Origin of the sequence: Sorangium sp. So ce1153, from assembly GCF_051521595.1 — a bacterium.
Taxonomy (GTDB): Bacteria; Myxococcota_A; Polyangia; order Polyangiales; family Polyangiaceae; genus Sorangium.
This window is the reverse complement of the sequence record NZ_CP150361.1, coordinates 13,249,806-13,264,515: the sequence shown is the minus strand read 5'-3', so window position 1 is coordinate 13,264,515 and position 14,710 is coordinate 13,249,806. Positions and strand designations below refer to the sequence as shown.

Below are 14,710 nucleotides of genomic sequence, written 5' to 3'. Positions count from 1 at the left end.
CCTATGCGCATCGCGTCCTGGAACGTGAACTCCATCCGCACGCGGCTCGAGCAGCTCACGAGCTGGCTTGTCCGCGCCGCGCCCGATGTCGTCTGCCTGCAGGAGACCAAGGTCGAGGACGGCAGCTTCCCCGAGGCCGCGCTCGCCGAGGCGGGCTACCGCTCGATCTTCTTCGGCCAGAAGAGCTACAACGGCGTCGCGATCGCCGCGCGCTTCGGCCTCTCGGTCGACGACGTGAAGAAGGGGCTCGACGGCGATGAGGAGGACGTCGCCCGGCGGATGCTGGCGGCCACGATCGAGGGGGTCCGGGTCGTCAACGTCTACGTGCCCAACGGCCAGGCGGTGGGAACGCCGGCCTTCGCCTACAAGCTCGCGTGGCTCGGGCGGCTCCGGAGCGAGCTCGAGGCGCGCTACCGTGCCGATCAGCAGCTCCTGATCTGCGGCGACTTCAACGTCGCGCCGGAGGCGATCGACGTCGCCGAGCCGAAGAAGTGGGAGGGGCAGGTGCTCTTCCATCCGGACGAGCGGGCCGCGCTCGGGCGCCTGATGGAGTGGGGGCTCGTGGACGCGTTTCGTGCCTGCCACCCGGAGAAGGCTGCCTACAGCTGGTGGGACTACCGGATGGGCGCGTTCCGGCGCAACAAGGGCCTCCGCATCGACCTCGCGCTGGTGACGCGGCCGCTCGCCGCGCGCTGCACCGACGTCGCGATCGACACGCGGCCGCGCGAGCTCCAGCGGCCCTCGGATCACGCGCCGGTCGTGGTGGAGCTCGCGGACGGCGCGGCGCCGCCCGGGGCCGCGCCGGCGGTCTGAGCGCGGCCGGCCGTCAGCGGGGAGCGCCGGCGGCTGCGGCCGCCGCGGCTGCCGGTGCGGCTGCGGCTGCCGGTGCGGCTGCGGCTGCTGGGGCAGCTGCGGCTGCCCGTGTGGCTGCGCCCACCGCGGTCGAGGCTGCGGCTGCCGGCGTGGCTGCGCCCACTGCGGTCGAGGCCGCCGCCGTCTCCGGCGCGGCCGCGCCGGGCGCTGCGCCGTCCTCCGGGGCCGCGAGCGACGCGGCAGCGAGCGGCTTCTTCGGATCGCCTGCGGCGCACCCGGGTCGAGCCAGCGACTCCTCGACGCAGGCGCCGCGCATCGACGGAGGGCACATCACGCGGATGTGGAAGTGGTCGTTGTGCAGGTCGGCGTCCCTGGGGCTCATCATCGCGGCCGCGGCGCGGGTCCGGAGCTCCTCCGGCACCCGCTTCTTCGCGGCGTAGGCGAGCAGCCGCGCCCGCAGCGCGTCGGTCACGAACAGGTACTTGACCCCCGCCTTGCGGTCCTGGAGCAGCGCCTCGACGAGCGCCCAGTTGCGCATGTCGTCGAACCGCGCCCCAGGGAGGCCGATGGCGTTGCCCCTGTCGTCGAACGCCACGAACCGCTCCGTGCGCAGCGACTTGCCCTTCGAGTTGACGACGTAGAAGCCGACGTCGGCGTCGCGCCCCGTCTGGTGGGAGTTGTGCCCGTCGAGCGGGCCGCCCGCCCTCGCCGAGAGGTCGCCGACGAGCAGCGCGGAGTCGCCGTGCTTCTTCGCCACCTGGAAGGCGGCGCGCTTCAGGGTCTTCACGAGCACGGGCAGCCCCCACGTCCTGGCGCCCTCGCGCGTCCTGAGGTGCCTCGACGACCGGAGCTGCGCGGCGCCGGTCAGCCTTCCCCGGTTGGGAGCGCCCTTCGACAGCGGCCCGCGCTCGTCGGCGTCGTCGGCAGCGGCGGTGCCGCCGCGCCTCGTGCGGAAGGCCTCGTCCCGCTTCGCCGCGCGCGTCTTGCCTGCGGCGCGATCCGAGGCCTTCGCCTTCGCGCCGGCGCTCCGCCCCGCGCGCGCTTCGCCCTCGCCGGCCGTCGAGCTCCGGCGCGCGGCGGGACGCGTACCGTGCGGGCTCGTGCTCTTGGCGCGCGGCTGCTCCGCGGCCACCGGCTGCGCCGCAACCACCGGCTCCGCGCTCGGCGGGGCGCCCAGGGCCGGCGCCGCGACCGAGAGCACGAGCAGGAGAGCGGCGACCGGGCCCCGGGAAGCGAAGAGGCGACGAGAGAGCGGGCGAAGCAGCGGCATGACGGGGGCGGACCCTACCCCGCGGCGGCGCACGGGGAGAACTTCTTTCACCAGCCGCGCCGGCGGGAGCGGCCGCGACGCGGCGCCCCCGCCGGCGCTACGGGGCGCCCCGCCGGGAACGGCGGGAAGCTGCGTCGCGTCATGCGAGCTCCGGGGCGCATCCGTCCAAGCTCAGCAGGAAGGGCGGCCTGGGAATTGCGCACCCGTGCATCTTCAACGCCTTGACACAACCGGTCCGGTGCGGTTAGAAGCGTTCCGCGTGCCCCGCCGAGGGGCTCGCAGGAGCGCCCGTAGCTCAGCTGGATAGAGCGTCGGACTTCGAATCCGAATGTCGCCTGTTCGAATCAGGCCGGGCGTGCCGGGCTCAGCGGGCGACTCAAGCGATCCGGTGAGATTCCGGGAGCTGTTCCAGGTTCAGTTGGTTTGACAATTCATCCGGGCCATTAGCTCAATTGGTAGAGCAGTGGACTCTTAATCCATTGGCTGAAGGTTCAAGTCCTTCATGGCCCACCAAGGATACGCTGAGCAGCCCAGCTGCCAGAAACGCTGGCCGGGACGACGGCTGGTACAGGCGCTCGAAAGCCCGGGACCCCATGGGTCGCCGGGCTTTTCACGTTCCATCTAAATGCCCCTTCGGCATGTCCGGTCCGCTTCGGCTCGTGAGCGGCGTATCGGCAGTGGCGCTTTGCTCGCCGGGCTGAGCCGCGCCCGTGCCCCATCGCGTTCGGACCCATGCCGATCGAGGGACACCGGCAGGTCCACCGTCACGGCTCGAACCGAGGTGAGACATCCGGTCCCTGTCCTCAGGTGAAAGGACGGCCCGATACCCCTGCCCGCCGACTTCGAGAAGCGCCTCTGGGCCGCCGCCGACCATCTCTGGACCAACTCCGCCGTCCAGCCGTCCGAGTACGCGCCGCTGATCGTTGCGCTGATCTTCCTGAAGTAGGCCGACCATCGCTTCCCCGAGGCCGAGAAGAAGCTCCCCGACGACCTGGCGAGGTCCCGTCGAAGAGCCCCCGCCAGGAGGCCCGAAGCCGTCCCGGCACCCCCGCGCGGGGTGCGCGGCACGCCGTGAACCCATCCGGGGGAGCTGGCTTGTCCACACGGGACATGGGTGGCACCCGTCTCCCGGTGGACGTTCCTCCAAGAAAAGATGGGTGGCACCCGTCTCCGCGGTGGAGATGCCTCCAAGAAAAGATGGGTGGCACCCGTCTCCCGGTGGACGTTGCTCCAAGAAAAGATGGGTGGCACCCGTCTCCGCGGTGGAGGTGCCACCCTCCGGCCCTGGCGTGAACGCGCCTTACCCTGGTCCCGCTCTCTGCCCTGCCGCATCAGCTCGTTTCCAACGCATGCTGAGTCCGTGCAAGCACAGCCGAACGTGACGGGCGCGCTGCTCGGCTTCGTGGGAGAGCTCGCCGGCGGGGTTCACATCGTCCCGCTCGTCCTGGTGGGTCCGCCGCGGCGCGCTACGGCAGCGGCAGCGGCAGCGCGAGCCGGAAGGCCGTCTTCACCGGCCGCGCTCTCGGCCCAGGGATGACGGGGATGATCGTGCCATTCTTGTGGATGTACCGCTTGGCGAGACCCCGTCGGAGCGGGGAGGGGCAATTGACCGGACTCCGCATGCAGACAGAGACAGTGCGAGTGCTGACATCCAGAGCCCCTTCCATGGACCGAGATATTGCATCCATGACACCTCTCTGCGACATGCGGCGAGCTTTACTTCATGTGGTTTCATCGGGTCTGGACGCAATGGCAGTGGACGTGCCGGGCGCGCGCTTGCCGTCAAGGACGGCAAATGCCGGGACGCCTCCTTGCCCGACCGGCTCGTCAGCGTGCGCTCGTCTGCAGGAGCTGCGGCTCGACCGCTGGCGCACCGACCTGAGCCTCTCTAGCCACCGAGCGCCCTCACCGGACAGCACGCCGACGAGCCGGCCTCCGTCGCTGCACCGGCCGTGCGGGGCTCGCATTGCGCCGGAGCGCAGCGTTTGCGCCCCTCCCCGCGCGTCGCCGCGCGCGCGGGCGCTGCCTGCGGGGCGACGCAGCGGCACGCATCCTGCTGTGTCCCTGGGAAGGAGGACATCATGAAGGGCCTGTACGACGCGCTGCACCGGGATCATCAGCGCCTGGACGAAGTGTTCGAGACCCTGCTCAACCGGGTGCACGCCGGCGATGAGGAGGCGGCGCGCGAGACCTGGGGCACGTTCGAACGCGAGCTGCTGGCGCACATGGAGGCAGAGGAGTCGCTGCTCCTACCGCTGTTCGACCGCTTCAACCCGGAGGAGGCGGGCACCATCCGCGCCGAGCACCTCGGCATCCGCGCGCAGCTCGCCGAGATGGGGACGGCGCTCGAGCTCCACACGCTGCGAGAGGCGAAGGTGGACAACCTCATCCGGGCGCTGCGGCAGCACGCCGCCCACGAGGAGGCGGAGCTGTATCCGTGGGCTGACCGGGAGCTGCCGAAGCCGGCCGCGGACCGCCTGTATGAGCGGCTCGCTGCGGTGGTCGACGCCGTGAAGCGCTCCGCTCACCGGTCCTCGACGACGCGGCCAGGGCCACAAGCGCCTTGACGGCGCCGGCGCTGAGCGCTGCGCCTCCGGGCGGCCGCGCGCACCCTCAGGGCCCCTCCGGATCGAACACGGCGTCGACATACCGCATCGTCTGCTCGCGCCGGCGGCGCTTCCGCTCGGCCGGGTCCTCCTCGACGAGCGGCTCATCCGGCCTCACGCGGAAGAGCGGCTGTCCCTTCTGCACGATCGCTCCCTCGCCGCCGTCAATGAGCACCTCCTCGATCGTGCCGGAGAACAACGCGTGCACCTTGTTGAACATCTTCATGACCTCGAGGACGTAGAGCGGATCCCCGGCCTCGAAGTGACTGCCCTTCGTCACGAAGGGAGGCCGGTCCGGCGCCTCCTGCGCGTAGAACATCCCGCCGGTGACCGCGACGATCTCGTTCGCCCGCATGGCGGGCGGCGGCGCGAGGACCTTGCGCATGCGGGCCGAGAGCTCGCGGTCGAGCAGGCGCTCGGGGATGGCGACCGTGCCGTCGCCCCGCACGTGGAGCTCGAAGAAGCGCGTGGCCTCCCCCGCGAGGGCCAGCGCGTCGAGGAGCTCCAGCCCCGCCTGGAAGCCGAGGTGCGAGCCGCGGACCTTCCGCCAGAGCTCGCCGTCGTGGCCGGGAGGCGCGGTGTCCTGGGACAGGACCTCTCGCACCGCAGGCCAGGACGGCGCGCTGCCCGCCTGGCCCATCCGCTCCCCGAGGCGCCTGTAGAAGCCCAGCGCGCGCGAGAGGAGCGCCTGATCGTGATCCCAGATCGAATGAGCCGCGGGGGCATGCGGCTCGGGCGCCATGTTGAGCAGCCAGTACGTGTCCGCGAGGACCTCGACCGGGTTCTTGAGCCAGCGCACCCGCCCCGACCGGACCTCGAAGGACCCCATGTTCCGGCTGAGCCACGCCGACAGGAGGTGTGGCTCCGCGCAGATTTTCTCCACGGGACGGCGGACCAGCGTGTCCTTGAGCGCAAACACCTTCTTGAGCTCCGCCCCCGCCCCGGCCTGCGCCGCGAGCCGGCGCTCGTGACGGGCGCCGAGCTCGGCCCACATCGCGTCGAAGTCGAGGCCCTCGAGCTCCACCGAGAGCAGGCCGACCAGCGTGAGGTACGGGACCACGAAGCGCGTCGTCGGCTTCGCCCACACGTCCCGCGCGAGGAACCAGTGCACGAGCCCGTAATGAAACAAGAGGTTCGTGTGCAGATCGCTGCCGCGCAGCGTGGTCGTGCGCAGGATCTCGCAGAGACGCGAACAGGCCTCCTCGCGAGAGCCGCCATAGGTCACGAGCAGCGCGATGTTGCTGTCGTAGGCGCCGGCGAGCCGGTAATGCATGAACACCCCCGTGTCCGGGTTCTTCACGCAGATGCCCTGATCGTCGCGGATCTCGTGCGGGTGCGGATCGCTCCACGAGACGATCACCCCGCCCGCGTGCGGCTCCAGCGCGCCGTTCGTGGCGTTCAGGCGCGCCTCGACCGCGGACCCCTCCCTGCGGACGCGGACCGGCCGGGGGAGCCGCTCCCCGTGGCGCGCGAGCAGGACCATGCACTCGATGAGCGAGGTCACCTCGAACGCGTCGGCCGGGTCGGCCGGGTTCTCGAAGCGGAGGGCATAGCAGAGCTCCGACACCCGGTGCTCCACCTGGATCCGGGTGTTGACCTCCATGAAATAGTGATGATCGCCCTCGACGATGCACTCGAACGTCGAGGCCGAGTTCAGCCCCACGGCCTGTCCGAACCGCTCCGCCTCCGCCTCCATCCGCGCGAGCGAGGCGAGCTCGCGTTCGAGCGACGCCGCGCGCCGGTCGTCGCCGGCCGCGTGAGCCCGCCCGATGGCCTCCGTCAGCCCCTCTTGCGTGATCGCCACCTCGAGCAGCTTCTGCTCGTACATCTGCAGCGAGCAGTCGCGCCCGCCCAGCGCCACGCACCACGCGCCGTTGCCGATGAGCTGGATCTCGTTGTGCCGGGTCTCCTCGATGTTGAGCTCGAGCAGGATGTTCTTGTTGTCGCCGACGCCCGCGGCCTTCACCTCCGCGAGGACCTCTCGCGCCAGCGCCGGGACCTCGGCCGCCCGCGCGCGCGCCGCGGCCGCGGCGTCCGCCGCGTCGGGCGCGACGCCGGCGAGGAGCCGCTGCCCCTTGCCGCCGCCGCCGCCGATGGCCTTGAGCCGGATCCGCCGCCCCGGGTGGCGGGCGAGGAGCTCGGCCGCGCCCCGCTCGAGCTCCTCGCAGAGCTCGTCCGTCGTGTAGAGATCCACCCGTTGCGCGTACGCCGCCGCGAGCAGCGCGTCCGCCGCGTCGGAGAGCGGGACCTCCTCGGAGAGCCAGGCGCCCCCGCCGTCGCGGCTGCCTTCGACCGACGGCGACGGACCGCGCAGCCCGTGCTCGGCCGCGGCCGCGCGGAGCGCCGCATGATCGGGCCACTTGCGGAGCACGACCCGCCGGGTCGCGTCGTCGATGCCGGGCGTCACGCTGACCGCGCTCGCGAGCGCCGTGCGCTTCGCCTCGTCCTTGAGCCCGGCGGCGTGCTGGACCGACGAGCGAGGGCCGATGAAGACGAGCCCCGCCTCCTCGAGCGTGCGCACGAACTCCTCGTCTTCGGCCATGAAGCCGTAGCCCGCGAACACGTGCGTGTACCCGCCCGCCCGGGCGATCGCGACGATCTCGTGCATCAGCTTGACGCGCTCGTCCTTCGTCGCGCCGGTGTAGTCCTTGACCCGGTGCACGTGCGAGGGGTGGACGCACCGCAGCTCGGGCGCCAGGGCGTGCGTGTAGACGATCGAGTCCTTCTCCGAGAGGAGGATGCCGTACCGCTCGATCCCCATCTGGCCGAAGACATCCAGCGCCTCTTTCCGGATCGGACCCCGGCCGACGACGAGCGGCCGCACGTCCTCGGCGGCGAACGAGCGCACCCACGCCGAGCTCGATCGCCCGAGCCGGCGGTCGCGCGCCACCATCGGATTGCGGTCGTATCCGCGGCTACCGTCAAGTGCATCCATGGTCAATGGAACTCCCGCTGGACGCCGACGAACGGCCCTGGCTGGTAATGGCGGAGCAAGAACTCCAGGTTCTCGGCGAGCACCGACCGGAGCTCCCACGGCATGACGAGCCGCGAGATGGATCCCAGGCTGAGCCCCTCGCGCGGGTTCATGAGCTCCCGCTCGTACCGCGCATTGAACTCGGCCTCTCTGGCCTTCAGCCACGCGGCGGCCTCATCGCGGGCCTCCGCCTTCGCCTTCGCCTCGTCCACGCCGCGGCCGAGCCGCTCCTTGACGCCGGCCTTCTCCCTGGCGCTCGCCTGCGCGCGCACCTTGCGGAGCTCGTCCTTGTAGACGAACTCCTTGCCGGCGGGCCCCATCACCGCGACGCGCGTCGTGGGGAGCGCGAGCACGACGTCCGCGCCCGTCGCGTAGTTGTTGAAGGAGGCGTACGCGCCGCCGAAGGCGTTGCGCACGAGCAGCAGGATGCGCGGGGTGCGGACGTCGATGATCGCGTCGAGCATCGCCCGGCCGGCCTGCACGATGCCCATCGCCTCCTGCTCCCTGCCCGGGAGGAACCCGGTGGTGTCCTCCATGAAGATGAGCGGGATGTTGAACAGGTTGCAGAACCGGATGAAGCGCGCGTTCTTGTAAGCGGCCGCCACGTCGATCTGCCCCGACGCGACCGCGCTGTTGTTCGCCACGAAGCCGACGACGCGCCCGCCGACCCGCCCGAACGCCGTGATCGTGTTGCGCGCACGCAGCGGCTGCACCTCGAAATAGTCGCCGTGATCGCAGATGCGCTGGATGAGGATGCTGATCTCGAGCGGCGTACTGTAGCCCGTCGGCGACGAGATCGCCCTGCGGAGCAGCGTGTCGATCTCGGTCGTCTCCCGGTCGAGCGGGTCGCTCGTCCGCTGGAACGGCGGGCTCTCGCGGCTGTTGTCCGGCAGGTAGCTGAGGAGGCGTACGGTGGTGCGGAGCGCGCCGACCTCGTCCGGCACCGTGAGATCGGCCACGCCCGAGGCGCCGTGGACCCGCGGGCCGCCGAGGTCGTCGGGCGAGACCACCTCGCCGAGGACCGATTTGACGACCGCCGCCCCGGTCAGGCCGAAGAACGTGCCGCCGGGCTGGATGACGAAGCTGCCCTGTCGCGGCAGGTAGGAGCCGCCGCCGGCGTTGAACCCGAACATGCACATGATGCTCGGGACCACGCCGCTGATCTTGCGCAGCGCCGCGAACGCCTCTGCGTAGCCGTCGAGCCCGCCGACGCCTGCGGGCACGTAGGCGCCGGCGCTGTCGTTGAGGCCGATGAGCGGGAGCCCCCGCTCCCCCGCGAGCTGGAACAGCCGCGCGAGCTTGCGGCCGTTCGTCGCGTCCATCGACCCGGCGCGGACGGTGAAATCGTGGCCGTACAGCGCGACGTCGCGGCGGCCGATGCGCAGGATCGCCGTGACCAGCGAGGCGCCGTCCAGGTTCGGTCCCCAGTTCTCGAACACGACCCGCGGCGGCTCGGGCGTGAGCACCCGGATGCGCTCCCAGACCGTCATCCGGCCCTTGCTGTGCTGCCGGATGATGTTCTCCACGCCCGCCGAGACATGGGGGCGCCGGCGGAGCTCCTCGGCCTCCCTGAGCGCGGCGTCGTACGTCGATGCGGGCGTGGCCACCTCGCTGGATCCCTCGTCGAGCGGATCGTCGAGCGAGGGCACGAGGGCGGAGGGCCTCGTGGCTACATCGTTGCGATCAACGTGGCTGGTGGACAGGAGATCCATGGTACCTCTGGCACACTCCGGGGAGGCCTCTCATGATGCCGAGCGCGGCGCGAGAGCGCCTCGAGGGGGCAGGGCGCGGCGAGGAGCTCGGCGCGCTATCCGGCCTGCGCAGCGTTCTACGCCGCGCCGGGCCTCTGGCACAAGCGGCCGCAGGCCTCGCCCCGAGCCACTGCGCGCCGGGCGCCGGCGCGCGGGCGGCCCGCCGCTCGGGCGGCGCGCGTCATGCCGGGCTCGGTCCGGAGCTGCTCGGGCCGGCCGTCGGCGCGCTGGCGGCGACCGCCTCGAAGTGAGCGGTGACGTGGTAAACGCCTGCCTGGAGATCGAGGCAGAGGCGCAGGCCGCTCTTCTCGAGCACCCGCATCATCGCCTTGTTGGTGAGCAGGACGTCCGCCTCGAAGCCCGAGATCCCCCGGGCTCTCGCGATCTCCGCCATCCGAAGCATGAGCAGGGTGCCGACCCCCTTGCCCTGCCCCTCGTCGCGGACGACGAAGGCGACGTCGGCCAGGTTGTTCTTCGGATCGACGTCGTATCGCGCCATCCCGAGGATGGCCTCGCGCTCCGGGCCGGCGCAGGCCACGATGGCCATGTTCTGATCGTAATCGAGGTTCACGAGCTGCTGCATCTCCTCGTGATGATGCTCCCGCTTGTGGCTCATGAAGCGGCGGTAGGTGCTCTCGTCCGAGAGGCGATAGAAGAGGTCCTGGAGCGCGGCCTCGTCGGAGAGCCGGACCGGCCGGCAGAGCAGCTCCTCGCCCGACGGCAGGCGCGCGGCGCGCGCCTCCTGCCAGGGGTAATCCGCGCGCGAGATGACCTGATCGACGAACACGTAGCGGCGCTGCTTGGCCGCGGCGAGGAGGCCTCCGCGGTGGTCTGGGTGGGCGATCTCGATGAGCGCGAGCGCGCGCTGCCGGATGTTCCGGCCCCACAGGTCGGCGACGCCGTGCTCCGTCACCACGTAGTGCACGTCCCCGCGGCTCGTCACGATGCTTGTCGGCGAAGCGCGTTTGCCAGTCCGTGACCGTTCGCTGCATGGTGTGCCTTCTCCCGTGCTCCTGGTAGCTTTCAAATGAAGCGTTTCTGCCGACGTCGAGACGAACGATGGGCCGGCCGCGCTCTTCAGGTAGGCCGAGCCGCCGGCTCGGCGGTCTCTTGCCCCGTGAGCAAGGCGGCCAGCACGGCCAGGGCATCGGTCGTCGTGAAGACGCCGACGACCTGCTCGCCCTTCAGCACCACCGCCGAGCCGTACTTGTGCTCGGCCATCTCGCGGACCACCTCGGAGAGGGGCGCCTCCGGCGCGACGGCGTACGGGCTCGGCGACATGGCCTCGCTGACGAGGAGGTCATCGCCCGCTTGCTCCTTGAGCGTCTCTATCCAATAGATGTCCCTCTCGGAGATCATGCCGACCAGCTGGCCGCCGCACAGCACCGGCAGGTGCCGGATGCGGTGTCCACGCATGACCGTCCGGGCGAGCCCCACCTTCTGATCGGCGCCGATCGAGTGCGGGCTCCTCGTCATGCAATCCTGGATGCGAAGCGTGGAAGTGCTCATGAGACCTCCGTCGGCGGCCGGGCGTCGGTGAGGATCCACGGAATTCGCAAGAAGTGGACCACTGGCCAGAGCTCGGCGCGCACGGCACCCTCTTCAACGCGGCTGGGCGTCACGTCCTGATCCGGTGCGCGGCCTGCGCCGCGCCGGCGGCGTCGGACCCCCGCCGCCTCCGAGCGCGCGCCTGCAGCGGCTGCGCGCGAGCGCAAGCCCGTTCGCCGGGCGGACCGCGCGCAGCGGCTCAGGCCGCCGTCGAGGACGCGCACGAGGAGCTGCACGCGGTCGAGCTTCCAGGGGCGCGTGACGGTGAACGTGACAGGGTACGACGTCATCTGAGATCTCCTGGGTTCATGGCGCTTCACGCGCGCGCCGGGTAACTCCCCGCGATCTGCTTGGCCAATCGGTGGAGCCGGTGGACGATGCCCGCGTTCGGGAGGAACATCAGCGGGCACTCGCCCGCGATCACGCGGATCCCGAGCTCCTGACAGGCTTGCACGGCAGGCGCGCTCACTGCGCCCTGACCGACCCCCCGGTGCAGCCACACGCGTTGGACGCCGGCAGCGGCGCACGCCCGCACGATCTGCTCGGTGACCTGGGGCGGGGTCATCACGATCGCCGCCTCGACCGGGGGCTCGATCGCGCCGATCTCGGCGCACGCTGCGCGGCCTTCGATCAGGCCGCCCCCGGGGTTCACCGGAACGACGTCGTAGCCCCGATCGAGGAGCTCCCGCATCACCATCCGACTGAAGTCCTTGTCGTCATGCGATGCCCCCACCAGCGCCACCCGACGGTGGGAGAGGAATTCATCGACGTCTTCGAGCTTGTTCCGCATTGAGGCCTCCCGTGGTCCGCCCGTGCGCTGGTTGCTTCTGCACGGCTCGTGCCGGCCGATGCAGGCGCGGCGCAGGCAGGAGAGCCCGTCCTCTGCGGCGCAAAGCGTGCGCCCGCGCTGCAGGTCGTGCTGGGCCACGCCACGCGCCTCGGCAACCAATGCCCCCGGCGCCGAGGTCGGCCCCGGCCAGGCGGCCACCTGGGGCGTGGTCGAGGACGACCTCGCCATCGGCTTCGACTTCTCCCGCGCGCACAAGGGCGGTTCCAGAAAGCACTTCCCGTTGACTGGCGTCCGGAGTGACGGTCCGCTCCTCCGCATCGAGCGGCAATGGCGGCGGCCTGCCAGGCGGAGGGGCGGCTGCCGCATGGCGCCGACTGGCCAGAGCGCGCCACCGTGGCTCCTCTTGCTCCGGGGGGGCTCACCGCCGTGCGGCTGCGCCGGCGCTCGCGCGCCGGCCGGCCGAAGGAGCCGAGCACAGCGCACGCACGTTGACGAGCACGGCCACGGCCAGCTCGATGGCTGCTACAGCGGCGGCGTGCGCGTGTCGAGAGCCGCCACCTGGGCGCGCAACCGCGCCAGGTGCTGCTTGAGCGCCTCGGGCAGGTCGGGGCGGCGCAGCAGCTCGAGCAGCTGCGGCGGCACGCTGGAGGCTCCCTCGCGCAGGCAGCCGGTCAGCACCAGAACGTCGGTGCCGTCGAGATCGCGGAGAAGGCGCTCGACCTCGGCCCAGTTGGCCTCGTGCAGCGCCGCCACGGGCGCCACCGCGTGCTCGCGCCGGATCGTCACGAACCCGCGGGACCGCCCGGAGGTGGGGTCGACAGGGAACATGGCGCGATGGAGCGCTTCGAGCGGGACCCAGTGAGGCGGGTATTTGAAACGCGCCACGTCGAGCAGGAGCACGAGGTCCCGGTCCGGGTGCATTCCACCGACCGGCGAGAAGTGGCCGCTCCCGGTCTGGCCCAGCGTCCGGCGGTCATAGGCGACGACCACGTGGTTGTCGTCGGCGCGCGAGGTGGCTTCTCGAACCGCGGCGCGGAGCGCCTCCAGCGAGGAGGCCTCCGCGAAGCTCACGTCGGCCCGGGCGCCGTTGCACCGGGCCAGGCACGCAAACTGCGTCAGCGTGATCCCGTCGCGAGCGACGTCGTCGAGGGAGCGACAACAGTCGAGTTGCTCCTCCGAGAACCAGCGCCAGGGTCCCTTCCAGGCGCGCCCCGGATCGATCTCCAGCGCGTTGAGGACCATGACCAGCGTCCCCAGGCCGCAGAAGGCAGGCTCAGCCTGGGTGTGGAACTGCTCGATGAGAGGGAAGAAACTCTCCATCGTCCCCAGGGTGAGCGCTTGGCGAAAGACCGCGCGTCCCTCCTCGGAGGAGAACGCGATGCAGCCCGGTGGTAGGGGGCGCTTGTGATACGAGGGCATGGCGGAGGGGACGCGATCCATGGTCCAGCGCAGCGTAGCAGAGTGCCCCCTTGCCGCGCGCGGCCCGCGCGGCCCGCGCGGCGCGCGAGACCCGTTTGCGAAACGCCGGCGCCGGGAGAACCCGCGACCGACCACCTCCGCGCGAGCGGAAGCGAGCAGCACGGCTGCGCGGGCGTCAACGTCCTGGCGACCGGCGCCATCCGGGGTGAATGCATGTGACACGCGCCGCTGACCGTGAGCGCCGCGCCGAGGGCAGCTGTAATGCCGGGCCGGGGGATGCGTCTGCTCGGCTGCGAGCCGGCCTCGCGACCGTGAGCCGGCCATCGAGGAGCGCGTCCGCGCGCTCCCTCCGAGCCTCCAGACCCCAGGGGACGCCATGAACCAGCTCGATCCCGACAAGGCACGCACCGCCGTCACCTATTCCGCCGCCGCGGATCACTTCGACGATCCGCCGCTCGCGTTCTGGGCCCGCATCGGGGAGCGCACCGTCGAGCGCGCCCGCCTCGAGCCCGGCCACCGCGTCCTCGACGTCTGCTGCGGCACCGGCTCGTCCGCCATCCCCGCCGCCCGGGCCGTCGGGCCCGCGGGCTCGGTGCTCGCCGTGGATCTCGCCGATGCGTTGCTCGACCACGGGCGCGCCAAGGCCCGCGCGCTGGGGCTGTCGAACATCGACTTCCGCTGCGCCGATGTCGAGGGGCTCGACCTGCCGCCTGGAAGCTTCGACGCCATCGTCTGCGTCTTCGGCATCTTCTTCATGCCTGACATGCCCGCCGCCGTGCGCCGGCTCTGGCGATGGCTCAAACCCGGCGGCGCGCTCGCGATCACCACCTGGGGCAAAGACGTGCTCGAGCCCGGCAACACCGCCTTCTGGGACGCGATCCGTGCCCACCGCCCTGACGTCTACAAGACCTTCCGTCCGTGGGAGCGCATCGACACCCCGGACACCCTCCGCACCATGCTCGCAGAAGCCGGCGTTGCGACCTGCACCGTCGACGCCGAACGCTCCCGACAGCCGCTCACCTCGCCAGACGACTGGTGGGTCATCGCCCTCGGGTCGGGCTATCGCGGCACGATCGACAAGCTCGATCCCGGCACGCAGGAGGCCGTCAAGCGCGACACCCTTGCCCCGCTCCGCGCGCAGAGCGCCCTCACCGCCGAGACCAACGCGCTGTACGCGATCGCCAGGAAGCCTCCTGAGGGCGACGCGGAGCGCTGAGGAGGGCGCCTGGCTCTCTCGGCCTCGGGACGACGCAGCGCGCGGGGCGCAACCCCGCCCGGGCCGCTCAGAGAGCCCCGTGGAGCGCGGCGGCGTTGATGCCGTCGGTGAGGCCGGCGACGAGCTTCCATCCGGGGGACCCACGCGTCGCCGGGCTTCCGACGTTCCGGGTGACCCTTCCGTCTGCCTGTCCCCTTCGGCTCACGAGCGGCGAATCTGCAGGGGCACTGCCGGCCAAGGGGCCCCCTCGCGTTCGGACTCACGCGGATCGAGCGATCCCGGCGGGTCCACCATCGCGGATCGATCGAGGCGAGACACCCGGC

General features: G+C 71.4%; 12 protein-coding genes, 2 tRNA genes and 1 pseudogene. 7 read left to right on the top strand and 8 right to left on the bottom strand.

Going from position 1 to position 14,710, the window contains the following annotated elements; translation table 11 throughout:
• The first annotated feature begins 3 nt into the window (after positions 1-3).
• Positions 4-813 carry an exodeoxyribonuclease III gene (gene xth, locus WME85_RS48375; RefSeq protein ID WP_437831767.1) on the top strand — a complete coding sequence of 270 codons (810 nt, stop codon included), beginning with the start codon at positions 4-6 and terminating at the stop codon, positions 811-813.
• Between the two features lie 13 nt (positions 814-826).
• On the opposite strand, the gene WME85_RS48370 is transcribed toward xth, so the two are convergent.
• Positions 827-2,083, bottom strand: coding sequence for a penicillin-insensitive murein endopeptidase (locus WME85_RS48370; protein ID WP_437831764.1), 1,257 nt, complete (start codon positions 2,081-2,083; stop codon positions 827-829).
• Between the two features lie 284 nt (positions 2,084-2,367).
• Here WME85_RS48370 and WME85_RS48365 point away from each other — a divergent pair.
• From WME85_RS48365 to WME85_RS48350, 4 genes are all read left to right on the top strand, one after another.
• Positions 2,368-2,441: transfer RNA gene (locus WME85_RS48365), tRNA-Arg, on the top strand.
• Positions 2,442-2,520: 79 nt separating this feature from the next.
• Positions 2,521-2,596 (top strand) — tRNA-Lys (locus WME85_RS48360).
• A gap of 310 nt (positions 2,597-2,906) precedes the next feature.
• Entirely contained in the window at positions 2,907-3,029 is a 123-nt protein-coding gene (locus tag WME85_RS48355) for a type I restriction-modification system subunit M N-terminal domain-containing protein (RefSeq protein ID WP_437842576.1), read from the top strand.
• Positions 3,030-4,164: 1,135 nt separating this feature from the next.
• Positions 4,165-4,650, top strand: a complete 486-nt coding sequence (locus WME85_RS48350; RefSeq protein ID WP_437831761.1) for a hemerythrin domain-containing protein — start codon at positions 4,165-4,167, stop codon at positions 4,648-4,650.
• Between the two features lie 46 nt (positions 4,651-4,696).
• Here WME85_RS48350 and WME85_RS48345 read toward each other — a convergent pair whose 3' ends face one another.
• The 6 genes from WME85_RS48345 to WME85_RS48320 all read right to left on the bottom strand — a co-directional run bounded on the left by WME85_RS48345 (position 4,697) and on the right by WME85_RS48320 (position 11,752).
• Entirely contained in the window at positions 4,697-7,624 is a 2,928-nt protein-coding gene (locus WME85_RS48345; RefSeq protein ID WP_437831758.1) for a biotin/lipoyl-containing protein, read from the bottom strand.
• Between the two features lie 2 nt (positions 7,625-7,626).
• Positions 7,627-9,375 (bottom strand): acyl-CoA carboxylase subunit beta, encoded by a 1,749-nt coding sequence (locus WME85_RS48340; protein ID WP_437831755.1) that lies wholly within the window; start codon positions 9,373-9,375, stop codon positions 7,627-7,629.
• Positions 9,376-9,595: 220 nt separating this feature from the next.
• Positions 9,596-10,441 (bottom strand): GNAT family N-acetyltransferase, encoded by an 846-nt coding sequence (locus WME85_RS48335; protein WP_437831752.1) that lies wholly within the window; start codon positions 10,439-10,441, stop codon positions 9,596-9,598.
• Between the two features lie 50 nt (positions 10,442-10,491).
• On the bottom strand, positions 10,492-10,923 hold the full coding sequence (locus WME85_RS48330; protein ID WP_437831749.1) for a CBS domain-containing protein: 432 nt from the start codon (positions 10,921-10,923) through the stop codon (positions 10,492-10,494).
• The gene (locus tag WME85_RS48325; protein ID WP_437831746.1) at positions 10,920-11,252 is read right to left on the bottom strand and encodes a hypothetical protein; all 333 of its coding nucleotides are present in this window, start codon (positions 11,250-11,252) and stop codon (positions 10,920-10,922) included. The genes WME85_RS48330 and WME85_RS48325 overlap by 4 nt, the downstream gene beginning before the upstream one ends.
• A 26-nt stretch (positions 11,253-11,278) precedes the next feature.
• The gene (locus tag WME85_RS48320) at positions 11,279-11,752 is read right to left on the bottom strand and encodes a CoA-binding protein (RefSeq protein ID WP_437831743.1); all 474 of its coding nucleotides are present in this window, start codon (positions 11,750-11,752) and stop codon (positions 11,279-11,281) included.
• A gap of 142 nt (positions 11,753-11,894) precedes the next feature.
• Here WME85_RS48320 and WME85_RS48315 point away from each other — a divergent pair.
• Positions 11,895-12,052: pseudogene (locus tag WME85_RS48315) on the top strand (DUF1326 domain-containing protein); the annotation flags it as partial.
• Positions 12,053-12,274: 222 nt separating this feature from the next.
• Here the strand turns inward: WME85_RS48315 and WME85_RS48310 are convergent.
• Positions 12,275-13,171, bottom strand: coding sequence for a phytochelatin synthase family protein (locus WME85_RS48310; protein ID WP_437842575.1), 897 nt, complete (start codon positions 13,169-13,171; stop codon positions 12,275-12,277).
• A gap of 376 nt (positions 13,172-13,547) precedes the next feature.
• Between WME85_RS48310 and WME85_RS48305 the strand changes: the two genes are divergently transcribed.
• Complete coding sequence (locus tag WME85_RS48305; RefSeq protein ID WP_437831741.1) at positions 13,548-14,387, top strand: class I SAM-dependent methyltransferase; 840 nt, start codon at positions 13,548-13,550, stop codon at positions 14,385-14,387.
• Positions 14,388-14,710: the final 323 nt, after the last annotated feature.